The sequence below is a fragment of the Carboxydocella sp. ULO1 genome, assembly GCF_002049255.1.
Taxonomy (GTDB): domain Bacteria; phylum Bacillota.
Genome location: NZ_BDLQ01000012.1, coordinates 40,007 through 63,120, shown reverse-complemented (window position 1 = coordinate 63,120; position 23,114 = coordinate 40,007). Strand labels below are relative to the sequence as shown.

The following is a 23,114-nucleotide window of genomic DNA, read 5'->3' as shown; positions in this document are numbered from 1 at the left end:
TCCCACAGCCTTCTGCCCCCAAAGACTACCTCCGGTATTGTCCCCTTCTCCCGGTAGTCCTTCAGTTCAGCCAGCCTTTTTGCCAGTGAAACCACCCGATGGTTTCGCCCTTTGACTGCCAGGCGGAGCTTTTCAATAACTTCTGAAGCAGCCCCCTTTTCCTCTGCCTTCGCCAGTTTCCTCATAGCCAGGCTGAGCTTCTTCCTGGCCCGGCCCAGTTTCTCTTCTGTTTCTTCATTTTCTAACTTCAGCAGTTCTGTTTGGGAGTCCAGCAGGGCCTGTGCTTTAAGTCTGGAGTCATCGACAAAGCGGGAGTTCAGCCCGAAAAGTTCTTGTCCTGACTTCTTGATTTCATGGCGGGAAGCACCTTCCAGGAGCCGGTTAAAGGCCCACCGCATACAGGCACAGAAGAGACGCATCTCCGTAGTCAGCGGGTCTTCTTCGCCCCGGCTCCACTTCGAAGACCGGTGAGCCGGGTAAATCTCCGGAAAAAACTCCCCGCACACAGTTATGCTAAATTTGTTCTTCTCGTGTTTCTTTGGCATTCCTGATCAGCTCCCCGAAACCCTGCCGGACTTTGCTGCTTCTCCAATGGATAATAGTTCCATACCTTTAATGTAGCAAAACAGTTAAATACAATCAATTATAGTCTAGTTTTCTGAAGCTGCTGCATACCTCCATCATTTAGCCCATAAAGGCATCCTTCACTTTATCAAAAAAACTCTTTTCCTGGTGAACTCCTGCCGGCTTCTGTCCCATGGTTTCCGCCAGTTCCTCCAGCAGCTGTTTTTGCCGTTCCGTCAATTTGGTCGGCACTTCCACCTGGATTTCGATGCGCTGGTCACCCCGCCCCCGGCCATGGACATCTACGATGCCTTTGCCGCGCAAGCGAATGACTGTGCCATTCTGGGTGCCGGGACTGATCTTGATTTTCTCCTTCCCTTCCAGGGTGGGTACTTCCACTTCATCTCCCAGGGCTGCTTGCGGGAAGGAAATATTCAATTTCATCACCACATCATTGTGCTCACGGCGAAAAATCTTATGGGGTTTAACCCGTACAATCAAATAGAGATCTCCCGGCGGCCCACCTCTGAGGCCGGCTTCCCCTTCCCCCGCCTTGCGCACCCGGGTGCCGCTATCCACCCCGGCAGGGATGTTGACGGTAATTTTGCGCAATTTCCTTACCCTGCCTTTGCCATGACAGTGTTGACAGGGCTGCTCAATAATTTTACCCTGTCCAGCACAGGTTTGGCAAGGGCGGCTCTGGATAAAGCGGCCAAAAGGCGTATTTTGCACAATCTGCTGCTGTCCCGTACCATTACAGGTGGGACAGGTACGCTGCCCGGTGCCCGGCTTCGCCCCGGTACCATGGCAGATTTCACAGGTTTCGGTGCGGGGAATTTCGATGGTTTTGGTGGTGCCAAAAGCCGCCTCCTCAAAAGTCAGCTCAATTTCCGCACTCAGGTCAGAACCCCGCTGCGGGCCCTGGCGCTTACGGCTACCACCGCCAAAAAACATATCGAAAATATCGCCGAAGATTTCCTCGGCCCCAAAACCACCGAAGCCGCCCTGGAAATCACCAAAGCCCCCCTGGCCGCCAAAGCCCTGGGCCCCGGCATGGCCAAACTGGTCATAGGCAGCCCGCTTTTGGGGGTCAGACAGCACCTCGTAGGCTTCATTGATTTCCTTGAATTTTTCCTCGGCGCTTTTATCTCCAGGGTTGAGGTCCGGGTGATACTTTTTGCTCAATTTGCGGTACGCCTTCTTGATTTCCTCTTCGGTGGCGTTACGGCCAACCCCTAACACCTCATAGTAATCCCGTTTGCTCATCAGCTACCACCTCAAACTTTTTGCGGCAATTAGGAAAAGGGGGAGTCTCCTCCCCCGCCAGTTTACACATCTACCACATTGGGATCCTGACCGTCTTTACTGTCATTCTGAGGCGGCTGCTGCTGGGCCTGCTGCTGGTACATGGCCGCCGTCAGGTCATAGAGGGGTGCGGTCAGGGCTTCGGTCTTGGCCTTGATCTCATCAATATTATTGCCAGCCAGGGCAGTTTTCAGTTCTTCTACCGCCTTTTTCACTGCTTCCACCTTGGCCGGATCCGCCTTATCCCCGAAATCCTTGATGGTTTTTTCCGCCTGATAAACCATGGAATCGGCATTATTGCGGATTTCTACCTCTTCCTTGCGCTTGCGGTCTTCTTCCGCATGGGCTTCTGCTTCCTTGACCATACGCTGGATTTCTTCCTCACTCAAACCGGAAGAGGACTGGATGGTAATGCTCTGGGCCCGCCCGGTCGCCTTGTCTTTGGCGGAAACATGCACAATCCCGTTAGCATCAATGTCAAAAGTAACCTCAATTTGCGGTACACCCCGCGGTGCCGGCGGAATGCCATCCAGGATGAACCGGCCCAGGGTCTTGTTGTAAGCTGCCATTTCCCGCTCACCCTGCAGGACATGGATCTCCACCTGGGTCTGGTTATCCGCCGCAGTGGAGAAAATCTGGCTCTTGGAAGTAGGAATAGTGGTGTTGCGCGGAATAATCCGGGTAAACACCCCACCCAGGGTTTCAATCCCCAGGGAGAGGGGCGTAACATCCAGCAAGACTACATCCTTGACTTCCCCGGACAACACTGCCCCCTGGATGGCAGCACCAATTGCTACGCATTCATCGGGGTTAATACCCTTGTGAGGTTCTTTGCCCAGGAAACGGCGAATAGCTTCCTGAACGGCCGGAATCCGGGTAGAACCGCCTACCAGCAAGACCTTGTCGATATCCTTGGGCTCCAGACCCGCATCTTTCAGAGCCTGCCGGGTGGGACCCATAGTGGCTTCCACCAGATCAGCGGTCATCTCTTCAAACCTGGCCCGGGTCAGGGTCATTTCCAGGTGTTTGGGCCCGTTCTGGTCCGCAGTGATAAAGGGCAAGCTGATAGTGGTCACCGTGGTGCTGGACAGTTCTTTTTTAGCTTTTTCTGCTGCTTCTTTCAATCGCTGCATAGCCATTTTGTCCTGGGACAGATCGATGCCGTTTTCTTTTTTGAATTCGGCCACCAGCCAGTCGATGATGCGCTGGTCGAAATCATCACCACCCAGGCGGTTATTACCGGCAGTAGCCTTGACTTCAAAGACCCCATCCCCCAGTTCCAGGATGGAGACATCGAAGGTACCACCACCCAGGTCATAAACCAGAATGGTCTGGTCTTCTTCCTTATCCAGACCATAGGCCAGGGCCGCAGCGGTAGGCTCATTGATGATCCGCATTACTTCCAGACCGGCAATGCGCCCGGCATCCTTGGTAGCCTGGCGCTTGCTGTCAGTGAAGTATGCCGGTACAGTGATTACCGCTTTGGTTACCGGTTCACCCAGATAGGCTTCCGCATCAGCTTTCAATTTCTGTAGAATCATAGCACTGATTTCCTGGGGAGTATATTGCTTGCCATCGATGTTTACTTTATAATCTGTGCCCATGTGGCGCTTGATGGAAATCACCGTCCGTTCCGGGTTGGTTACCGCCTGGCGCTTGGCTACCTCGCCCACCAGCCGTTCCCCGGTTTTGGAAAAGCCCACCACAGAAGGAGTGGTTCTGCCCCCTTCCGCATTGGGAATAACCGTCACTTCGCCACCTTCCATTACTGCTACACAGGAGTTGGTTGTACCCAGGTCGATGCCGATAATCTTGCTCATAGCTGTCCTTCACCCTCCTAAAGATTATATGTTGCTCAGTTTCTGACGGCCACTGTGACCATGGCCGGGCGAATTACCTTATCCTTGAGATAATATCCTTTTTGATACACATCCACAATGGTGTTTTCCGGCTGTTCTTCAGTTGGGACCTGCATAACAGCCTGATGCAGGTGAGGATCAAATTCCTGGCCCTGGCATTCCATCGGAGTCAGCCCTGCTCTGGTCAGGACTTCCATCAACTGGCGGTAAATCATTTCCACCCCTTGCCGTAACTGGCCTTCTTCTCCGGTAGCCGCCAGAGCCCGTTCAAAATTGTCAATAACCGGCAAGAGGGCTGTAATCAGGCCTTCTGCCTCATATTTCAACAGTTCTTCCCGTTCCTGCCGGGCCCGCCGTCGGAAGTTTTCCAGATCAGCCAGGGCCCGCAAGCGGGCATTCTTTTCCTCGGCCAGCTGCTGTTCCAGTTGATTTATTCGCTGTTGCAGCTGTTCCAGCTGACCGGGTTCCTGCGTCTGTTCCTGAGCAGCTCCGGCCCCGGCCGGTTCCTGTTCATTGGCTTCCATTTTTTTATCCTCTTCCATCTGGGTCATGTCTCCCTATTCCTCCATTTCTGGCTCCAGCTTGCTGCTTTTCTCCTCTTTTTTCCGGATGATGGTATCAATCCGCAGAATAGCTTCAGCGACTTCCCCGGCAGCGCGCAAAGCATGCAGTTTCACCAGGGCCGGATCAACCACGCCTAGTTCCCACATATCCACTACCTGACCGCTGTCACAATCTATGGCCAGGGCGTTATTGCCTTTTTCCGCCTGAGCAGCTACCACATCCCCCAGTTTCTCCAGAGAATTGAAGCCGGCATTTTCCACGATTTGGGCCAGGGGCCGTTTGAGGGCAGCCACCACGCAATCAATACCATAGGCAGCCATACCCCGGGTGTTTTCCCGCAGTTTTTCCACCTGGCGAGCAGCAGCCAGCTCAAGGGAACCGCCTCCGGCCACTACCCCGCCACAAACAGCAGCCTGAACGGAGGAAGCGGCATCCTTGGCAATCCGCTCCCGTTCACCGACTACTTCTTCAGTGGCGGCTCCCACCAGCACGGTAGCCATAGGTTTACCAGCACCACCGAGAATCCGCACATGTTCCAGGCGCTCATCAGCCAGCACCCATTTGGCCTGGCCCAGATAGCGAACCAGTTCTTCCGGGGAGCGCTTGAGACCGGTGCGTTTAATGGGTCGGGCTCCTGTATGTTCCGCTGCCTTGCGCAGTTCCTTGTTGGAAACCCGCTGTAACACCATCACTCCGGCGTCAGTCAGAGTTTCTTCCGCCCAGGCCTCTACCCCGCGGTCAACGATAACCAGTCCTACACCCAGATCCACGATTTTGCGCACATTATCCTTGAATTCCTGCTGTAATTCCATATAGCGATTGAAACCGGCCTCAGTAGCCAGGGCCTCATCTTCCAGCTCCTCCGGTTCCAGGGCATCATCAATGATCAGGACTTTTACATCCCGCAGGTCCCGGGGCATCTCGTCATTCATAGGTTCCTTGTTGATGATCACCCCGGAAAAGACCTGGTTATCGGCCCCTTCCTCGGCCACAATCGTATCTGCCAGCTTAAAGCCCGGTTCCTTCAATTTCTTGATTCCCACCAGGCGGGCTGCATCCACTACCAGGCGGGCAATATCCTCGTTTTCCCGTCCGGCTATGTAGGCAATGCGATAGAGCAGGGGATCCTTGAGGCTGCGTACAGGGCGGGCCTGTTGCTCGATAAACTCCAGGGCTCCCCTGACTCCTATCCGGATGCCCTCGATCACCCTGGTGACCGGCACCCCCCGTACTACCTGGTTAACCCCTTCTGCAACCAGGGCCCCGGCCATCACAGTGGCAGTGGTAGTACCATCACCGATTTCCGCCTGCTGGGCTTTTGCCACATTGATCAGCAATCGGGCGGCCGGATGATTGGCTTCCATCAGCGTTAAAATGGTGACGCCGTCATTGGTGATGACCACGTCACCGAATTTATCCACCAGCATGGTATCCAGACCTTTAGGACCCAGAGTGCCTTCCACAGCAGCGGCAATGGCCCTGATGGCATTGGCATTGGTCATCAGAGCTGCCAGTTTCTCATCCACCTCGGTGGCCTGGACAGCTTGCTGTTTTAAGCTCATTGCCTTACCTCCTTCAGCCGCTCTAGGTGCGGCGGTAAAAATCGGTCAGCATCTGGGAGAGGTTTTCGGTAATATATTCCACCAGGGCCATCACCCGGGCATACTCCATCCGGGTGGGGCCCAGTACCCCGATGGCTCCCACCACCTGACCATCGACCGTATAGGTAGCAGTGATCATGGAACAATCCCGCATCACCTGAATGGGGTTCTCTGCCCCGATTCGCACCAGCAAGCCTTCATCCTCGGGCTGAACCAGGTGGCGCAGCTGTTCCTCCTGTTCCAGCAGGGACAACAGAGTCTTGATTTTCTCGATATTGCGAAATTCCGGCTGGTTAAGAATATTGAGGATCCCGGCCAGATAGACCTTTTCCTCCCCGCTCAGAAGCTCCTCCTGGCTGAGTAAATCCAGTACCAGTTCCGCCACCGCCCGTTGCCGGGCCAGTTCAGAATAAATCTCCTGCAACAGGGTGCGGCGAATATCGGCTATGGTTTTGCCATGGAGCTTGGCATTCAATACCTGGCTAATCTGCCATAAATCCTCGGCAGACAAATTTTCCGGAATCTCGATGAGCCGGTTCTGTACCAGACCGGAAAGGCTGACCATGACCAGCAAGGCCTTGCCTGGTTCTACCGGTACCAGTTGCACATGCTTAATCCCCGTTTTGCCCAGCTGTGGTCCCAGCACTATTGTGGTATAATTGGTCATCTGGGACAGCAGCTGGCCAGTCCGCTGAATCACCTGGGCCACTTCCATCCGTCTGGTTTCAAACCCCTGGCGGATGTATTCCCGGTCTTCATCAGCCAGGCGGTATTTCTCCATCAAAAAGTCCACATAATAGCGATAGCCCAGGTCTGAGGGAATCCGCCCCGCTGAAGTATGAGGCTGTTCGATATAGCCCATTTCTTCCAGGTCGGCCATTTCATTGCGTATAGTAGCCGGGCTCACCCCCAGCTCATACTTTTTGGCAATGGTTCGGGAGCCTACCGGTTCAGCGGTAGCAATATAGTCCTGAATAATCGCCAGTAAAATGCGCTTTTTCCGCTCATCCAATTGCATCCCTCATCACCTTCCGCCAGGCCCGTTGTTAGCACTCTCACCAGACGAGTGCTAAAGGCCACTACTTAAAAAATACCACCTGGGGCAGGGAATGTCAAGGTACTAGATAAACTCTGCCATCACTTCATTGGCAATATACCAGGCCTGCCGCGTGAGTTTAAGCCTGTTTCCCGAAACCTGGACCAGACCCCGCTGCTTCAGAGAAGCTATAACTGTTGACCATTCTGCCTCAATTTCCGGGGTCAGAACCACTCCTTCGGCCAGGCGCAGGCCGAGAATAACCTGTTCAGCCAGGATTTCTTTCTCGCTCAGCCTTTCCACCAGCTGCCCGCTCCAGCCCCGAGCCCGAACTTCTGCTTCCCACTCCTCCAGGCTGGCGGGATTGGCCCAGCGTACATTCCCCCAGCAGGAATGGGCTGCCGGCCCCAGTCCCAGATAAGGCTGGCGGCGCCAGTATTTGAGATTATGCCGGCATTCGAATCCTGGCCGGGCGAAGTTACTCAGTTCATAATTCAGGTAACCTGCTGTCTCCAGTTTTTCCCTGGCCCACCAGTACATTTCCGCCCATTCCTCTTCTTCCGGCAGGGTTATCCTGCCCTCCCTTTCCCAGCGGTCAAAGGGGGTATTTTCTTCCACTTTCAGGGCATAAAGGGAGAGATGGGGCACTTCCAGCGCCAGGGCAGCTGCTACTGTTTCCTGCCAGTCCGCCAGGGATTGTCCCGGCAATCCGTACATCAGGTCGAGATTGAGGTTGGTTAAGCCAGCCCGGCGAACTGCCTGCACCGTGTTCTGGACTTCCTGCCAGGTATGGCAGCGGCCTAAAACCCGTAACAGTCGCTCCTGGGCCGCCTGAGCACCCAGACTCACCCGGTTGATGCCTGCTGCTGCCATTAGCGGCCAGATATCTCTATTTGCCCCGGGGTTTGTCTCCATAGTTATTTCAACGGTATTGATGATATGAAAATTCCCGGCAATAGCCTGCAGAATTTTTTTTATGCCCTCTGGACCCAGCAGCCCCGGAGTACCGCCCCCCAGGAAAATGGTATCCACTTCTCGTTCCGGCACCTGCCGGACAGCCGCTTCCGTTTCCTGGCAAACAAGGTCAAGATAGCGCTCCCTTTCTTCCCCGCTGGCCGGCCGGGAATAAAAATCACAATAATGGCATTTTCGCAAACAAAAGGGAACATGAACATAGACCCCCAGCATATTTTTCCCCCTTTCGGGCAAACTGTAGGCGAAGGAGGTTGAGACCATGAAAGTCAAGGTAGATCCTGATTTGTGCATCAGCTGTGGCGCCTGCGTCAGCACCTGCCCCGATGTCTATGACTGGGATGATGAAGGCAAAGCCAAAGCCATTGTGGATGAGGTGCCAGATGACCTGGAGGATGAGGCCAGGGAAGCTCTGGAAAATTGCCCCACTGATGCCATTGCCGAAGTATAAAGAGGCCGGAAACCCGGCCTCTTTTATTTCTGGTCAATACTGAGCACTGCCATAAAGGCTTCCTGGGGAATTTCCACATTTCCCACCTGCTTCATCCGCTTTTTCCCTTCTTTTTGTTTTTCCAGCAGCTTTTTCTTCCGGGTAATATCCCCGCCATAACACTTGGCCAGTACATTTTTGCGTAAAGCCTTGACCGTCTCCCGGGCGATGACTTTATTGCCGATGGCCGCCTGGATAGGGATTTCAAACTGGTGGCGGGGGATGAGATCCCGCAGTTTTTCCACCATCTGCCGCCCGCGCTGGTAGGCTTTGTCCTTGTGGACAATAAAGGAAAGGGCATCCACCACTTCCCCGTGGATGAGTATATCCAGTTTGACCAGTTTGGATGGCTTGTAGCCAATGAATTCATAATCAAAAGAAGCATAACCCTTGGTCCTGGATTTAAGCTGATCAAAGAAATCATAAACGATTTCCGCCAGGGGCAGTTCATAATGCAACATGACCCGGCTTTCACTCAGGTATTCCATGTTGAGGAAATTGCCCCGCTTTTCCTGAGCCAGATCCATAATTGCCCCGACAAAATTGTTGGGCACCATGATGGTGGCTTTGACATAGGGTTCCTCCAGGTGTTCGATCTGAGTAGGCGGCGGCAATTTGGTAGGGTTATCGATATCGATTACTTCCCCGTTGGTCAGAAAAACCCGGTAGACCACACTGGGGGCAGTAGTGATCAAAGTCAGGCCGTATTCCCGCTCCAGGCGCTCCTGGATAATCTCCATGTGTAACAGCCCCAGGAACCCACAGCGAAAACCAAAACCCAGCGCCACCGATGTCTCCGGCTCATAGATTAAGGCCGCATCATTGAGATTGAGCTTTTCCAGGGCATCCCGCAGATCCTCATAATCCCCGCTATCCACTGGATAGAGGCCACAGAAGACCATGGGCGTGGCCTTGCGGTAACCGGGCAAAGGCTCAGCAGCCGGCCGCTCCGCTTCGGTAATAGTATCCCCAACAGTAGTATCTTTCACATTTTTGATACTGGCCGCCAGATAGCCCACCTCACCCACCGACAGCTGCTCTGTCGGCACCGGGAAAGGCCGGAAAGTCCCCACTTCGGTGACTTCAAACTCCTTGCCCGTGGCCATGAAGCGAATCTTCATACCTTTTTTGATGGTGCCCTGCACTACCCGGAAGTAGACGATTACCCCCTTGTAGGGGTCAAAGTGACTGTCAAAAATCAAGGCCTGCAGGGGAGCCTCAGGATCCCCCTTGGGAGCCGGAATTTTGGCTACAATGGCTTCCAGAATCTCTTCCACCCCGATACCGGCTTTGGCTGAAGCCAGGATGGCTTCAGAAGCATCCAGACCGATTACATCTTCAATCTCCTGCCGCACCCGCTCCGGCTCGGCACTGGGCAGGTCGATTTTATTGATTACCGGGATGATTTCCAGATCATGCTCTAAGGCCATATAGACATTGGCCAGAGTCTGGGCCTCAATCCCCTGGGAGGCATCCACCACCAGCAGCGCTCCTTCACAGGCGGCCAGACTTCGGGATACCTCATAGGTAAAGTCCACATGGCCAGGTGTGTCAATCAGGTTGAGGATGTATTCCCTGCCATCCCTGGCCTTATAATTGAGGCGCACAGCCTGCAGCTTGATGGTAATACCCCGTTCCTTTTCCAGTTCCATCAAGTCCAGCACCTGTTCCGTCATTTCCCGTTCACTTAAGGTGCCGGTATATTCCAACAGCCGGTCGGCCAGAGTGGATTTGCCGTGGTCAATATGAGCGATAATGCAGAAATTGCGAATATGGTCATGGACCATGCTGTTCTGTCCTCCTTCAGGGCATCAGTTACCAAAATATTATAGCATTTTCTGCCCTGAGGAGCAATCCTATTTGGTCAATCCAGTGCGGGCAATATCCACCTGAACCTTGACCTGAAACTTTACCCGGGGAAATTCCTGCCTCCAGTCCATTTTTTGCCATTCCCGCGGGAACTCTGCCCGTATCCGCTGGCCCACACCCAGGACATCAGCAGGCACTTTCTGTACAAACCGCAACATATTCATGATTTCCCTCTGAGCTTCCTGACTTAAAAAACTCTGTATTTTCTTGACAGTTTTTTTATCACTTAAATCTAAATCCCAGGGAACTTCCTCCAGGGACGTCCTGGTTTTTAGATTTATTTCCACTTTCCACCCCTCTCCTTTATGCACCTTGAAGTCCCGATCCTCGGCAAAATAACAGACCGAAAGGAAGTCATCAGGTGTTTCCAGTTCATCCTTGCGCCAGCGCATAGTAAGTTTTATTCTGCTGGTATCGCCGTTAACCAGGGAGAGCCAGGCGCTTTCCCGTGGCGGCAGGACTGTTTTGAATTTGTCCTCTATAAACAACGCAGTGCCAGCCAGGCTAACTTCCTTGGCCCCCCGGCGAAAATAGGGCAAAAAGGTATCCTGGCCTTCATCATACATCATGGTGCGCAGGCGCTGCACTGTAACAGGTATCACCTTTCCTTCCCCCTTACCGTGTTTGACCAGGCTGGCCAGGTAAAGGGAAATGCGGGGCTTATCAGGATATTCCTGCATAAAGAGCTCCTGGGCCTTGCCCTCCACTACTCCCACATAGGCAGTAGAAGGATTGCCAGGATCCCGGAAAAACACATCCATGATACCCCGGATACCATTTCGGGCTTGTTCCTCACCGATCAAAATAAATTGGAGTTTACCACCACTGATCGGATTTGGTAACATCCGGTCCAGATTCATGCGAGCCTGGCGGGGAGTATGGGCCAGAGTGGAGACAACCAGTACCTTCTTTTTCGCATCTTCCTCCAGCACTGGAGCCACGGTGGTCATGAGCAACCGTCCCCGTTCATCCCGGTCAATCCCCACACTCAGGGTGATGGTGCTTTCTTCCAGGGGTCTGGCATCCCAGCAACCACTGGTGATTAATAGAATCAAGCCCAGAGCCAGGGTTTTAATTCTTTTCATTCCTCATCCCTCCCCTGGGCAGCAAACTGGCCAGCAACCAGCTTAGTCCTGGCAGGAGGATCCCCAGCCCTAAACCGGCATAACCCAGATAATCTCCCAGTTTACTCAATTTATCAGCATCAGGTAAAAATATGTCGACAACCCCTGCCAGCAGGACCAGAAGCAAAGTTAGATAACGATGATCCTTACGCTTCAGCAAATGCGCTGTTCCTAAACCGGCACCATAAAACATCCCAATCACAGTCAAAAGGACTACCGGCACCCAAAGAGCTAAAATCACATATTCCATCCGCTCAATAAAAGAAAACTGAATCACCTTGAGTAAGCCCAGAGTCGGCCAGCGCCAGCTTTCAATCTCCTCCGGGCTATAAAAAGCAAAAGCAATTACTGTTACTGCCATGTAGAGAATAGTAACCAGGCCATTGGCAGCCAGGGCCCAGAAGAGCAAGCGCCGCCGTGGACTGGTATAGGGATAGGCCAGCCAGTAAAACTCAAACCCCAGCATAGCCAGAGCTGCTTTAAAACTCCCCAGCAGGATGGCTTTCAGGCCTGCCGTACCGATGGGTTTGAGATAATACCAGTGAGCCTCCCGCAGAGGGAAATAAAGAAGGATCACAATCCAGGCACTGATGAGAAACAGCATTTCCGCAAAACGTCCCAGTACAGTCAACCCATTGAATACCAGGTAAAAAACCGGTAACATTAAAAGGATAATCAGGACCCAGCGCGGTGTCAGGGGCAGCATCCAGATTTGCAGGATTTCCAAATATATACAGAAAATTACCGCCCCTGTAGCCCAGAAATAGATAATAAACAATCCAGTCCAGAATTTACCCAGATATTTCCCCCAAACGCTGTCCAGAATATCATAAAGGGCCTGTCCGGGAAAGCGGCGGCAAACCAGATGGATAAACACCAGTCCCAGGGCAGCCATTAACCCCGCAATAAAGGCGGAAATCCAGCCATCCTGGCGGGCAACCTTGTGCAAACCAGCTGGCAAGGAAAGTATACCCACCCCGATCTGGATCCCGGAAATAAGGAAAAATAGCTGTTGTCGGGTAAGCTTGCCTGCTGGTGCCGTTTTACTCATGCTTTTTCTCCCCCTTTCCCGTCTGCTGTCTGGTCCGGTTCAAGGGATGACCGATGGTAGGCCGCTGATTCAGAAACCAGCTAGGCGCACGAATAGCTGAATCCAGCCAGTCCTTAAGGCGCAAGGGGCTGATACCCAGGGCATAAGGAGTACCTACCGACTCCAGAATAGCCAGATGGGCCAGCAACATGGTCAAACCCACTGCAATCCCCACCAGCCCAAAGGCTGAGGCCAGAAACATAAGGGGGAAACGCAAAAGCCGTACCGAAAAGCCCACATCATAGGTAGGCACCACAAAAGATGCAATGGCTGTCACCGCTACTACAATTACCATAACATTGGAGACCAGGCCAGCCTGCACGGCCGCCTGGCCCACCACCAGACCGCCCACGATACCGATAGTTTGTCCGATAGGGCTGGGCAGGCGAATCCCCGCTTCCCGCAACAGCTCAATGGTTATTTCCATCAGCATTGCCTCAACTATGGGCGGAAAAGGCACCCGGGAACGGCTTTCCGCCAGAGGTATCAATAAGCGCAGAGGTATCATCTCATAATTGAAAGAAATCAAGGCAATATAAATTGCCGGCAGAGTCAGAGCCACTATGAACCCGCCCAGCCTCATCAGGCGCACAAAAGTGGCCATTAGCCAGCGGGAACCGTAATCCTCCGGACTCTGGTAAAACTGGCTGAAAACCGACGGGGCAATCAGCACCTGGGGGCTACCATCCACCACCAAAACCACCCGGCCCTCCAGTAAATTGGCCACTGCTTTGTCCGGTCGCTCGGTGGACTGAATCTGGGGAAAAGGAGAATAGGGATTATCTTCGATCAGTTGTTCCAGTTGGCCACTGCTTTGCAAAGCATCCAGATCCAGCTGTTCGATCCGTTTCTCCAGCTCCTCGATTACCTGGGGATTGGCGATACCATCCAGGTAAAGCAAAGCCACATCAGTCTTGCTATATCTCCCCACCTGATAACGTTTGGCTTTGAGCCGGGTGGTTTTCAGCCGCCGCCGAATTTGGGACAGGTTAGTGACCAGGGTTTCTGTAAAGCCATCATGAGGACCACGAATAACCGGCTCCGAGGAGGGTTCCGTTATGCCCCGTTTTTCCCAGCCCCGGGTATTAATGGCATAAATCAGGTCCAGCCCATCCAGCAACAAGAGGGTATCCCCGCGCAACAGGGACTGTACCCCCTCCTCTATGTTTCCCAGTTCCTTGATTTGCCCTACCGATAACAACAAAGATTCTGTTGCCTGCCAGTCCACGCTCTCCGTCTGCCGCCCCCAGATCAGCAAAGGCCGCAGAATATCGGCATGGACCATGGTGCGATCAACAATGCCTTTCAAGAAAACAATGGCGCCTTCCTGTTCCAGGCTTTTGCCAATGCGAAAATAGCGAATAGTAAAATCAGGGGCCTGTTGAAACCGTCCCTGCAGGTACTGAACCCGTGCTTTCAGCGAATTGCTCTTTTTACCCCCGAACCAGCGCATACTCTCACCTCGTTCAGCCAAACTCTGCCTGCTGAGGTTAGTATTTCTCCGAGGTGAAAAAAAATACAGGCAAGAGCTAAGCCGCTCGTTGCCTGTTCAAACGCCGCACCAGCTGGCGCACCTGTTCCGCTTCCTGCATTTTGAAGAGGCGAGCCAGCAACCAGTACAGGGCAGCTCCACTTGTCACAGTGAGCAGTACTTCCAGCAACTGCCCTCCCTTCTGGCTGACCGGGACCACCTGCACCAGCCCCTGGTCCAGGAAATAAACCGCTATCCCCATCACCAGAGCAGCTATACTGCCCTTGCCCCAGGAACGCACCAGCTGGGACAGTCCGAGAGGCCCGGTCTTGCGCCGCAAAAGATAAAGCAAAGCCAGGAAATTGATAATACCTGTAACCGAATAACCAAAAGCCAGCCCGGGCGCTGCAAAGCGCTCCACCATAGCTACATTCAGTAGATAGTTGATTAAGATTGTTACCACTGCCACACTTACAGGAGTAGTGGTATCCTGCAAAGCATAAAAAGCCCGGGTTACCACCAGCACCGCTCCCTGGGCAAAAAGGCCGAGACAATACCAGAACAGGGCCAGGGCTGTCAGCCGGGTATCAGCAGCAGAAAACTTGCCCTGCTGAAACAGCAGGCGCACAATGGGTTCTGCTAATGCCATCAGACCTGCGGCTGCCGGCAGGGTAATGAAAAAAACCGAACGCAGGCCATCCAGCAGAGTGTTTTTGAATTCCGACATTTTGCCCACAGCCGCCAGTGAGGTAAGGGTGGGAAAAACCGCAGCCCCAATCGCAAAGGCAAAAACCCCCAGAGGTACCGCCATCAGGCGGTTGGCTACCCGTAGGGCTGTGATACTGCCTGCATCCAGTCCGGAAGCCAGATTCTGATTGATAATCAGATTGATCTGATTAGCCGCCAGCCCCAGTAAAGCCGGTAACATCAGCCACAGCATTTTTTGCAGGCCAGGATGCCGGAGCTCCAGTACCGGCCGGTAACGAAAGCCTATTTTTTTCACCCGGGGCAACTGCCAGAGGAAATTGGCCATTACTCCCAGCAAGACCCCCACCGGAAAGGCTGCAATCCCCAGCCAGGGGGCGAGAAACCAACCAGCCAGGATGATGGCCACATTATACCAGAGTGCCCCTACCGCCGGAGCGGTAAAATGCTTGTAGGAATTGAGAATGCCCATCATCAGCCCGTTAAGGGCGGTAAATAGCACCGAAGGCAACATAATGCGGGTCAGATAAATGGTTATTTCCCTGGTCTCAGCAGGAAACTTGTAAGCTACCAGGGGCATCAGAGCGGGGGTAAATATCATGGCCAGCACTGTCCCCAGACTGAGAAGCAGCATAACCAGATTGATAGCTGTAGAGGCAACAGTAAAGGCCTCTTTCTCTTCCCCCCGGGCCAGGTAGGAGGAAAAAACCGGAATAAAGGCGGCGCTCAGGGCGCCACCCACCAGCAAGTTATATAGCAAATCGGGTATGGTAAAAGCCGCCAGATAAGCATCAGTTAAATGGCTGCTGCCAAAGCGGGCAGTAAGCACCTGATCCCTTACCAGTCCCAGGATGCGGCTTAATATCATGGTCACCATTAAAATACCGGCCGCCCGGGCCACTCCACCGCTTTTGCTACTCATGTCCGTCTTCCTTTCGCCAGTATTTCAGCAAAGCCCTGCGGGCCGCCAGTTCCACGGTCAGTCGCTTTTCCACCTTTTTGAAGCTTCGCTCCAGCCCCTGTACCGTTCGTTGCCAGGGGTCAGCAGGCGGCTTCACCCAGTGGACAAATACAGAGTAGGCTGTTGCCACTCCCCAGAAAGTCACCGTCAGTGCCAGTACCAGCACCAGTTTTTGCACAGGGGTCCATCCTTTCAACCAGGCTTTTACTTTTTAGTGTGCCCGGCCAGGCTGGACTTTAGCCATGGAGGTCAGATAAACCCCACCCAGCACCAGGGCTGCTCCCAGCAGCTGTACCCAGGTCAACTTTTCCCCCTGCAGGGCTGACATCAGCATCACTGAAATGGGCACCAGATTGATGAAAATGGCAGCCCGGGATGCCCCGATAGCCTGCACTCCCTGGTACCACCAGACAAACCCCAGCACAGAAGCAAAAATTGCCAAAAAGATAATGGCCAGCCAGGGCTGGGCCTGTCCCAGCCAGCTCCATCCCTGTTGCCCCCCCTGCCAGAGGGCAAAAGGCAAGAGTAATAAGGCCCCGAACGTACAGGCAAAAGCCGTGGCCGCCAGGGGAGTAAAGTTGTTCATGACCTCTTTGCCTTTGATGGAATAAAGGGCCCAGCACAAAGTAGCGCCCACCAGCAGAATATCGCCAAAATTAAAGCGCAAATTGGCCAGCAGCTCCAGATCTCCCCGGCAGATGACCAGAGTAACCCCGGTAAAGGACAGCAGAATCCCCAGCCAGCGCCGTGGCCCCAGTCTTTCACCATGCCAGAAGCGATTGATTAAAGCCGTAACTCCGGGATTGGCCGCCACAATCAGGGAACCATTGACAGGAGAAGTATGTTTGAGAGCCTCAAAAAATAGCATATTATAGCCAAACACCCCGGTTAGACCTAAAAAGAAAAGACCATAGAAATTTTCTTTCTTCCGCCAGTCCGGCCAACCCTCCCGACGCCTCAGTAGCAACAAAAGTAAAATACCAGCTATCAGAAAACGTAAAAAAGCCACGACAAAAGGGGGTGTCGTCTTTACTGCCACTTTTCCAGCAATAAAGGCCCCACCCCAGAAAAAAGCTGTCAATACCAGTAATAAATATTGCACCTGTCCCCATCCCCTATCTCTCTATACTTAACAACGATTATACTCCTGATTTTATTTCTTGACAACATCTGCTACCATTTTAGCCAGCAGGCGGGCAGTGTATTCTGCCTCAGCTGTAGAATTGCTTGTACTCCCAATTTCAATCAAAACAGCCCGGGGATGGAGATGCTGGTTATAGCGGCCTGGTTTAGTCATCACCTTTCGCACCAGGCCTGGATATTGTTGCTCAATCTGCTTTGCCAGCTGCTGGGCAAAAGCCAGGTTTTTTTGCCAGCTGGGGTGATTGCCCCTGCTGTTGGTGCCCACCACCAGCATAATCCGGGCGGCCTCCCGGCCCTGGATTTTTACCACACTGTTCTCCCGGGGCACTTCTGCATCCCGGTGAATATCGATAAGAAGCTGCAAGTCCGGATACTTTTCCAGCATCTGCCGGGCCGTCACAGCCGAATTGGCATAGGGATTATGCAGAAGCCAGTTTTCATCATGAATAGCCTGGCTCTGCACTACGCCAATGCCATAGCGGCTGCTCAGCTCTTCCGCCAGGGCGGAAGCAGCGGCAAAAACCCCGCCTTTTTCCCCGGGTACCTTGTCGGTTTTATCAGTAAGGCGATAAGTTTCGGAAGTATGGGTATTATAAATCCCAACCAGAGGAACCTTCTGTCCCGCTGGCAACCAGAGGCGAAACTGACCTAAACCCGGCACCTGTTCCGGTTTGACCTCTTCATGCGGATCAGCCTGGGGCTGATAGACACTATCCACCACCCTATCGGTCCGGGCCACTGGTTTATCACTGTCATTCCATTCCTCCTCTTCGGCCATCACCCGCAAGAAGGGAATCCCCTGGGCCAGATATACCTGGGGTTTGCCTACCGGCAGCCATTCCGGGCTTGTCCACATCATTTCCGTTCCCAGCAAAGGCAATTCCCGCTGTAACATCTGACGGGCATCCATTTTGGGCGCTATTTGCCCCACCTTATCTACCGCCTCCACCTGGGCCCGGGTGGGAATATTCCACCAGGCCGCCAGCAAAGTAGTCAATCCCAGGGCTAACCAGCCCGCTGTCCTGCCTTTGAACCGCATTTTGTCCACCTCCTGCCTGCAGAATATATCTATGCAGGCCTTCAGGCAAATAGAACAAAAAAACTGCCGGCACTTTTGCCGACAGTCCTTTTATTTTAACTTTTCCTGTTAGCGAATCATGGTCGGTACCACTGCATCGATCAAACCGATGACAAAAGCGGCAATCAATGCTCCCAGAATGGAAGCGCTGATCTGGGCCGGAACGATAAACTGGGCCAGATAGATAACCACCGCTGCGGTAATAAAGCCGACCAGACCCCGGCTACGCGGTGAGACTTTGTCTCCCAGTACCAGCTCAGCCACATAACCCAGAATCGCAATAACCGCTGCTGCTATCAGGGCGCCGACGAAACCGGCAACCTTAAAGCCGGGTACCAGGAAACTGACAACCATAAGTACTATGGCAGAGACTATAAAACGCACAATCGCTCCCAGCATTATTTTCACCCCCTTGTTTTTACGTTCAACGTTAGGATACCCAATTGACCATATCCTATTCTTAATTTATACTCTTGCTTTTTTGGGTTACTCATGTTAAAATTACTTTTGTTGACTGCAACCCCGAAGGAGGTGAAATCTGTGGCCAACATCAAGTCCGCAGCCAAAAGAGCTATCAAAGCCAGAAAGCGTGCTTTGCGCAATGCTGCCATCAAATCCACCGTAAAAACTGCCATCCGGCGTTTCCATGAAGCTCTGGCCACCACTGATGTGGATAACGCCAAAGCTGCTTTAGTTAAGGCTTGCCGCCTGTTGGACAAGGCAGTTACCAAAGGTGTTCTACATAAGAACGCCGCTGCTCGGCGCAAATCCCGTTTAACCAGGAAATTCAATCAAATCGCCGGCTAATTTGTCGACAGATTAGTCATTAAAAAAACAGCAGGCTCACAGTCCTGCTGTTTTTATTTTTTTCCGCACAACCGTAAAATTGTCAGCTCCAGCACCAGCTGCTGGTCCTGGCGACTGGTTTTGAGGGCCAGATCTGCCTCCAGCAGTATGTCCCAGATGGTATAGAAATCCCCCTCAGAAAACCGGCGGCTCTGGCGCAGTAATTTGGGAACAGCAAAAGGGGGGGCATTGATCTGGGCAGCTATTTGCTTATCCCCGTAGCCCCGTGCTGCCAGCAAACTGGCCTGCCAGAGCAAGCGAAACTGGCGGGTAAGCATATACAGGATGCGTGCCGGTGGTTCCCCGTGAAAAAGAAGTTCTTTCAACAGCGGTAAGGCTGCGGTAAAGCGCCCTTCAGCCACCGCATCCACCAGCTGAAAGATGGTTGCTTCTGGACTAGGGGCCACCAGCTCCTGAATCTGGTCCTTGTTCAGCATCTCCCCCTGGGCATACAGGGCCAGTTTTTGCAGCTCCTGGTGGAGCAAAGGCAGGTTACTACCTGCCATCAGGGCCAGCTCCCGGATCGCCTCCTCTTCCAGTCTCAAGCCCAGCTGCCTGGCCTGGTTGCGGATAAACTCCAGCAATTCACTGCCTTTGGGTTGGGTACACTGCACCACCTGGGCTGCTTTTTCCAGGGCCTTCACCGCTTTCCGCCCTTTATCCGGCTTGCCTTCCTGGACCAGCACCAGGGTCGTGGCCGGGTTGGGATCAGACAGGTAGCTCAAAAAGACTTCTTCCCCCTGCCCGCCTTCTCCCGCGAGCAGGGCCTGCCAGTTTTCCACGATTACTACCCGCCGTTCAGCCAGAAAGGGAATGGTGCGGGCGCTGTTTACCAGCTGCTCCCAGGAAGTGTTCTTCCCATCCAGTACCTGTAAATTAAAATCCCGCAGCGCGGGAGCCAGCAACTCCCGAAAAGCCCGTACCAGCTCCCGAATCTGCCAGGTTTCCTCACCATAGATAAAATAAAGGGGACTGACTACCCCTCTTTTAATGCTCTGTAAAACTCCGTCTGCTGCCAGCATTAAGGTTCCTCCTGCCTGAAAAAGCTAATCTGCGGATCCTCTCCCTCCGGCCAACTAAGGCTTACCGCTCCCTGGCGGTCAGTGCGCAATACGGCTATCCCCTGCCTTTGCAGCCTGAGCAGGGTTTCCTGATGGGGGTGACCATAGCGATTAGGGCCTACAGGAATCACCGCCAGCCGGGGTTGCCAGCGCTGTAGCCAGTAGCCACTAGCCCCATCCCGGCTGCCATGATGGGGCATAGTTACTGCCAGCAGGTCCTGGGGCCGGTAGGCACTGGCCAGCTGGTCCAGCCCCTGACGATCGGCATCTCCGGTAAACAAGAGGGAGTAATTGTCCTTTTTCAATTCTATCACAAGGGAGCGCTGATTCCAATCCTCTCCTGCTGTTCTGGCCATTAATACCCTGAGGCGCATACCAGGGGCCAGCTGTCTGTCTTCCCCCTGCTGCCAGGTGAGTAGTCGGGTTCCCTCCCTCTGCCAGCTCTGCCCCAGGGCAGCCAGCGCCGGTTCCTGCCAGGCTCCCGGCCCCGCTGCCAGCCAGTCGATGCTCACCTTCCCCATAAGCTCCTCCAGACCCCCATAATGGTCAGCATGAGGGTGGGTAATGATGACTCCCCGCAGATGATCAATTCCCGCCTGGGCCAGATAGGCCCCTACTACCCGCTTGCCGGCTGGGCCGGCATCCAGCAAATAGGTTTCCCCGGTCCGGGTAGTGATTACCGCAGCAAACCCTTCCCCTACAGCCAGCCAGGTAACCTGCAAAGCCGGTTGGGACCAGCGCCAGTAAAGGCTAAAACAGCCTATTACCAGCCCTACCGCCAGTCCGTAGCGCCAGCGACCAGGCAATAGCCGCCAGGCCCAACCCCGCAGCCAGAGGCCACTGCTGCCCGCCCAGCCGCCCCGTAAAAACCAGGCCAGCACCAGCAAAAACAGGACGGTAGCAGCCGCCGACCAGCCCCGAAAAACCAACCGGGCCCCCGGCAACTGCTGGATCAGGTCAGCAGCAGCGAGCAACAGCAGGGCCGGCAACGCTGCTGCCGGATAAAGGGCCTGTCCCCAGAGGGGCCAGAACCAGCCCAGACTCCCGGCCAGAAACCCCAGCCAGAGAGTCAGTGTAGCCACCGGGGTTAGCAGCAGATTGGCCAGCAGGGACCAGGGATTAAAGTAGTGGAAGTGGTAAATCAGTGCTGGTAAAGTGAAGGTCTGTACCAGCAGGGGCAAAGACAGCCAGGCCCAGCGCCCCCTCAGCTGCCGCCCAGGCACCAGCAAGGCCCAGGTGGCAAGAAAGGTCAGCTGGTAACCAGCTTCCGTAATCAGCAAGGGCTGGGTAAAGGAAGTCAGAAACAGAGCCAGGGCTAATCCGGCTTCATCATCTTTGCCCTGGCCCAGCTCCCGGCCCAGCATGGCCAGAGCCAGCATAATCAGCGCCCTGAGTACAGGTGGCTCAAAACCGGAAAGAGCGCCATAAAAAAGGGCCAGGGTCAGAGCTGCCCCCAGCCGCCACCAGGGCGAGCCCCCCAGCCGGCGGCTCCAGAGCCAGACCGGCACCGCCAGCAGGGAGACATGGAAGCCGGAAACAGAAAGGAGATGGGCCAGCCCCGCCCGGTTCAGTCCATCTCTGGTCTCTGACTCCAGGTACTGCTCCTGACCCCAGACCATGGCTGCCAGCAAGGTGCCACTGCGGCCCGGCGCATTGTTTAGTGCCTGCTGGCTGATTTGTCCCCTCAGCCCTGCCAGAGCCAGGCGCCAACTGCTGCCTGGCCCCAGGTCACTCACCCTGTCCGCCTTGATTTGCCAGCTGATCTTCCGGTGCCAGAGATAGCGCCGGTAATCGAACTGGCCGGGATTGAGGGCCGGGGGCGGCTGTTCCGCCTTACCACTAACCCGGGCCCGGCGCCCTGCCCCGATCTCCGTCCCGGTATAGACCAGCACTTTGCCAGCATCAGTACGCAGGATGCCTTTCCAGCCATAAGCTGTCGGACTGGTTTCCAGCCATTCCCCTTCCACAGTCACCTTTTGCCCCTCCTGCCAGGGCAAGCGAGGAAAGGAATATTGCCAGAGAGCCAGCACCAGCCCCGCCAGCACTATCCCTGCCCCGATGGGCAGTAGAATCTTCCGGGGCCGCCAGCTAAAAAGGGCCAGCAGGGCCAACAGGCAAGCAAACCAGAACAGCCATCCCCCCTGTTCCCAGCTGAGCAGCACCAGAGCGTAGCTGAGGGCAGTTCCAACCAGGGGATTCATATCCTGACCCGGGGCCGGAGTTCCACCATCTTTTTCGGCCCGATGCCCGGCACAGCCAGTAACTGCTCTTTATCAGTAAAGAGACCATGCTGATTGCGATATTCCACTATTCGCCGGGCCAGGGCCGGACCGATACCAGGCAGATTCTCCAGTTCCTCAGCGGTAGCCTGATTAATGTTCACCACCTGCTGCGTTTGCTGGTTATTTTTAATTTTTGTTCTGGTCTGTACCTTTTTCGGCGCCTCCTTTTTTACCTCCGTCAGGGATTGCTCTTGCTTTTCTTCCTCCACCCGGGGCTGAGCTGCGGGCACCAGGCTGGCATCAACCGGCAGTTTAACCTGGTTCAAGAGCTTGTCCGCCTTTAGCACCATGGCTGCCGGCTCTTTTTCCACCAGCCGCCCGGTTTGCCAGCCCAGTAAAAAGCAGGCCAAACCGGCACAGAGACCAATGATGACTTTCCTGACCAATTTTCTCACCTCTCTCCCATTGTAAAAAAGAAAAGCCCCCGGGAACAAGGGGGCTTTTTTGGGAGATTTTGTCGTTTATTTGTACCAGAGGACGCGATCCGGTTTGCGGGGTGGTACCGGTGGTTGCTGATCCGGCCAGCCCAGAGTTACGGCAGCCACCAGTTCCTTATCCTTGATACCCAGCAAGGCGTTGATTTCCTCCTGCACGAACAGAGGCCCATTGAGCCAGCAGGAACCCAGCCCTTCGGCATGCGCCAGCAGCAACAGGTTCTGAATCAGGGCTGAAGCGCTCTGGATCGCGCCCATGCGATCATGTTCGGCAGCATGGCGCTCATTAAGATTCATGTCAGGCGAAATCTTTATCTGTTCCCTGGGTACATAGACCAGCACGATGGCCTGGGCATTGCCGCCAGTGCGAAAGAACTGCATAGTCAGATTGACCATTTTGGGGGGGAAGAGCTGTTCCAGCCGTTCCCGTAAATATTCTCCCCCTTCGCCAAACAGGCGAATCAGCTCCTGTTTTTTCTCGCCGGTTACCACTACCACCAGCCAGTCCTGTTTGTTCATCCCCGAGGGGGCCCAGAGGGCCCCGGCAATGATCCGCTCCAGCGTCTCCTGAGGAATAGGGTCGGGCTTGTAAAGCCGGATACTGCGCCGGCTGCGCATCAGTTCATAAATCTGTTCTTTCTCCATTGCTTACCTCCTGT

General features: G+C 54.1%; 21 protein-coding genes and 1 pseudogene. 2 read left to right on the top strand and 20 right to left on the bottom strand.

Annotated elements, in window-relative coordinates; all coding sequences use genetic code 11:
- From ULO1_RS03240 to hemW, 7 genes and pseudogenes are all read right to left on the bottom strand, one after another.
- A pseudogene (locus ULO1_RS03240) lies at nucleotides 1-545 on the bottom strand (IS200/IS605 family accessory protein TnpB-related protein); the annotation flags it as partial.
- 139 nt (nucleotides 546-684) lie between these two features.
- The gene (gene dnaJ, locus ULO1_RS03235; protein ID WP_078666279.1) at nucleotides 685-1,830 is read right to left on the bottom strand and encodes a molecular chaperone DnaJ; all 1,146 of its coding nucleotides are present in this window, start codon (nucleotides 1,828-1,830) and stop codon (nucleotides 685-687) included.
- Between the two features lie 62 nt (nucleotides 1,831-1,892).
- Nucleotides 1,893-3,689, bottom strand: a complete 1,797-nt coding sequence (gene dnaK / locus ULO1_RS03230) for a molecular chaperone DnaK (RefSeq protein WP_079932981.1) — start codon at nucleotides 3,687-3,689, stop codon at nucleotides 1,893-1,895.
- A 35-nt stretch (nucleotides 3,690-3,724) separates the two neighbouring features.
- Nucleotides 3,725-4,279 (bottom strand): nucleotide exchange factor GrpE, encoded by a 555-nt coding sequence (gene grpE, locus ULO1_RS03225; protein WP_242946633.1) that lies wholly within the window; start codon nucleotides 4,277-4,279, stop codon nucleotides 3,725-3,727.
- 6 nt (nucleotides 4,280-4,285) lie between these two features.
- Entirely contained in the window at nucleotides 4,286-5,854 is a 1,569-nt protein-coding gene (locus ULO1_RS03220) for a TCP-1/cpn60 chaperonin family protein (protein ID WP_079907055.1), read from the bottom strand.
- Between the two features lie 22 nt (nucleotides 5,855-5,876).
- Entirely contained in the window at nucleotides 5,877-6,911 is a 1,035-nt protein-coding gene (hrcA, locus tag ULO1_RS03215; RefSeq protein WP_079907054.1) for a heat-inducible transcriptional repressor HrcA, read from the bottom strand.
- 102 nt (nucleotides 6,912-7,013) lie between these two features.
- Nucleotides 7,014-8,117 (bottom strand): radical SAM family heme chaperone HemW, encoded by a 1,104-nt coding sequence (gene hemW, locus ULO1_RS03210; protein WP_159073815.1) that lies wholly within the window; start codon nucleotides 8,115-8,117, stop codon nucleotides 7,014-7,016.
- A 46-nt stretch (nucleotides 8,118-8,163) separates the two neighbouring features.
- Here hemW and ULO1_RS03205 point away from each other — a divergent pair, with 46 nt between their 5' ends.
- Nucleotides 8,164-8,352 carry a ferredoxin gene (locus tag ULO1_RS03205; RefSeq protein WP_078666284.1) on the top strand — a complete coding sequence of 63 codons (189 nt, stop codon included), beginning with the start codon at nucleotides 8,164-8,166 and terminating at the stop codon, nucleotides 8,350-8,352.
- A gap of 23 nt (nucleotides 8,353-8,375) precedes the next feature.
- Here the strand turns inward: ULO1_RS03205 and lepA are convergent, their stop codons facing one another.
- From lepA to ULO1_RS03160, 9 genes are all read right to left on the bottom strand, one after another.
- Entirely contained in the window at nucleotides 8,376-10,178 is a 1,803-nt protein-coding gene (gene lepA / locus ULO1_RS03200) for a translation elongation factor 4 (protein ID WP_079932980.1), read from the bottom strand.
- Between the two features lie 69 nt (nucleotides 10,179-10,247).
- Entirely contained in the window at nucleotides 10,248-11,345 is a 1,098-nt protein-coding gene (locus tag ULO1_RS03195) for a Ger(x)C family spore germination protein (protein ID WP_079907051.1), read from the bottom strand.
- Nucleotides 11,332-12,435, bottom strand: a complete 1,104-nt coding sequence (locus ULO1_RS03190) for an endospore germination permease (protein WP_079907050.1) — start codon at nucleotides 12,433-12,435, stop codon at nucleotides 11,332-11,334. Before ULO1_RS03190 ends, ULO1_RS03195 begins: the two co-directional genes overlap by 14 nt.
- The gene (locus tag ULO1_RS03185; protein ID WP_078666288.1) at nucleotides 12,428-13,927 is read right to left on the bottom strand and encodes a spore germination protein; all 1,500 of its coding nucleotides are present in this window, start codon (nucleotides 13,925-13,927) and stop codon (nucleotides 12,428-12,430) included. The genes ULO1_RS03190 and ULO1_RS03185 overlap by 8 nt, the downstream gene beginning before the upstream one ends.
- 76 nt (nucleotides 13,928-14,003) lie before the next feature.
- Nucleotides 14,004-15,572 (bottom strand): murein biosynthesis integral membrane protein MurJ, encoded by a 1,569-nt coding sequence (murJ, locus tag ULO1_RS03180; protein WP_079932979.1) that lies wholly within the window; start codon nucleotides 15,570-15,572, stop codon nucleotides 14,004-14,006.
- Nucleotides 15,565-15,789, bottom strand: a complete 225-nt coding sequence (locus ULO1_RS03175) for a hypothetical protein (RefSeq protein ID WP_078666290.1) — start codon at nucleotides 15,787-15,789, stop codon at nucleotides 15,565-15,567. The genes murJ and ULO1_RS03175 overlap by 8 nt, the downstream gene beginning before the upstream one ends.
- Before the next feature lie 33 nt (nucleotides 15,790-15,822).
- Nucleotides 15,823-16,713, bottom strand: coding sequence for a DMT family transporter (locus tag ULO1_RS03170; protein WP_079907047.1), 891 nt, complete (start codon nucleotides 16,711-16,713; stop codon nucleotides 15,823-15,825).
- Nucleotides 16,714-16,764: 51 nt separating this feature from the next.
- Nucleotides 16,765-17,793: a stage II sporulation protein P gene (spoIIP, locus tag ULO1_RS03165; RefSeq protein ID WP_078666292.1), complete on the bottom strand. Its 1,029-nt coding sequence runs from the start codon at nucleotides 17,791-17,793 to the stop codon at nucleotides 16,765-16,767.
- A gap of 108 nt (nucleotides 17,794-17,901) precedes the next feature.
- Nucleotides 17,902-18,231: a phage holin family protein gene (locus tag ULO1_RS03160; protein WP_174182987.1), complete on the bottom strand. Its 330-nt coding sequence runs from the start codon at nucleotides 18,229-18,231 to the stop codon at nucleotides 17,902-17,904.
- Between the two features lie 141 nt (nucleotides 18,232-18,372).
- Here ULO1_RS03160 and rpsT point away from each other — a divergent pair, with 141 nt between their 5' ends.
- Nucleotides 18,373-18,639 carry a 30S ribosomal protein S20 gene (gene rpsT / locus ULO1_RS03155; protein ID WP_079907045.1) on the top strand — a complete coding sequence of 89 codons (267 nt, stop codon included), beginning with the start codon at nucleotides 18,373-18,375 and terminating at the stop codon, nucleotides 18,637-18,639.
- 53 nt (nucleotides 18,640-18,692) lie between these two features.
- On the opposite strand, the gene holA is transcribed toward rpsT, so the two are convergent.
- The 4 genes from holA to ULO1_RS03135 form a co-directional block, all read right to left on the bottom strand.
- The gene (gene holA / locus ULO1_RS03150; protein WP_079907043.1) at nucleotides 18,693-19,700 is read right to left on the bottom strand and encodes a DNA polymerase III subunit delta; all 1,008 of its coding nucleotides are present in this window, start codon (nucleotides 19,698-19,700) and stop codon (nucleotides 18,693-18,695) included.
- Nucleotides 19,700-21,940, bottom strand: a complete 2,241-nt coding sequence (locus ULO1_RS03145) for a DNA internalization-related competence protein ComEC/Rec2 (RefSeq protein ID WP_079932978.1) — start codon at nucleotides 21,938-21,940, stop codon at nucleotides 19,700-19,702. Before ULO1_RS03145 ends, holA begins: the two co-directional genes overlap by 1 nt.
- Nucleotides 21,937-22,407 carry a helix-hairpin-helix domain-containing protein gene (locus tag ULO1_RS03140; RefSeq protein ID WP_078666296.1) on the bottom strand — a complete coding sequence of 157 codons (471 nt, stop codon included), beginning with the start codon at nucleotides 22,405-22,407 and terminating at the stop codon, nucleotides 21,937-21,939. Before ULO1_RS03140 ends, ULO1_RS03145 begins: the two co-directional genes overlap by 4 nt.
- Before the next feature lie 75 nt (nucleotides 22,408-22,482).
- Nucleotides 22,483-23,100, bottom strand: coding sequence for a nitroreductase family protein (locus tag ULO1_RS03135; protein WP_079907040.1), 618 nt, complete (start codon nucleotides 23,098-23,100; stop codon nucleotides 22,483-22,485).
- Nucleotides 23,101-23,114: the final 14 nt, after the last annotated feature.

Bases quoted from the DNA above. Each gene is read 5' to 3' on its own strand.
- hrcA (WP_079907054.1), bottom strand. From the start codon at position 6,911: ATGCAATTGGATGAGCGGAAAAAGCGCATTTTACTGGCGATTATTCAG.
- holA (WP_079907043.1), bottom strand. From the start codon at position 19,700: ATGCTGGCAGCAGACGGAGTTTTACAGAGCATTAAAAGAGGGGTAGTC.
- lepA (WP_079932980.1), bottom strand. From the start codon at position 10,178: ATGGTCCATGACCATATTCGCAATTTCTGCATTATCGCTCATATTGAC.
- grpE (WP_242946633.1), bottom strand. From the start codon at position 4,279: ATGACCCAGATGGAAGAGGATAAAAAAATGGAAGCCAATGAACAGGAA.
- ULO1_RS03190 (WP_079907050.1), bottom strand. From the start codon at position 12,435: ATGAGTAAAACGGCACCAGCAGGCAAGCTTACCCGACAACAGCTATTT.
- ULO1_RS03135 (WP_079907040.1), bottom strand. From the start codon at position 23,100: ATGGAGAAAGAACAGATTTATGAACTGATGCGCAGCCGGCGCAGTATC.
- dnaK (WP_079932981.1), bottom strand. From the start codon at position 3,689: ATGAGCAAGATTATCGGCATCGACCTGGGTACAACCAACTCCTGTGTA.
- ULO1_RS03220 (WP_079907055.1), bottom strand. From the start codon at position 5,854: ATGAGCTTAAAACAGCAAGCTGTCCAGGCCACCGAGGTGGATGAGAAA.
- ULO1_RS03195 (WP_079907051.1), bottom strand. From the start codon at position 11,345: ATGAAAAGAATTAAAACCCTGGCTCTGGGCTTGATTCTATTAATCACC.
- spoIIP (WP_078666292.1), bottom strand. From the start codon at position 17,793: ATGCGGTTCAAAGGCAGGACAGCGGGCTGGTTAGCCCTGGGATTGACT.
- ULO1_RS03145 (WP_079932978.1), bottom strand. From the start codon at position 21,940: ATGAATCCCCTGGTTGGAACTGCCCTCAGCTACGCTCTGGTGCTGCTC.
- ULO1_RS03185 (WP_078666288.1), bottom strand. From the start codon at position 13,927: ATGCGCTGGTTCGGGGGTAAAAAGAGCAATTCGCTGAAAGCACGGGTT.
- hemW (WP_159073815.1), bottom strand. From the start codon at position 8,117: ATGCTGGGGGTCTATGTTCATGTTCCCTTTTGTTTGCGAAAATGCCAT.
- ULO1_RS03160 (WP_174182987.1), bottom strand. From the start codon at position 18,231: ATGCTGGGAGCGATTGTGCGTTTTATAGTCTCTGCCATAGTACTTATG.
- murJ (WP_079932979.1), bottom strand. From the start codon at position 15,572: ATGAGTAGCAAAAGCGGTGGAGTGGCCCGGGCGGCCGGTATTTTAATG.
- ULO1_RS03205 (WP_078666284.1), top strand. From the start codon at position 8,164: ATGAAAGTCAAGGTAGATCCTGATTTGTGCATCAGCTGTGGCGCCTGC.
- dnaJ (WP_078666279.1), bottom strand. From the start codon at position 1,830: ATGAGCAAACGGGATTACTATGAGGTGTTAGGGGTTGGCCGTAACGCC.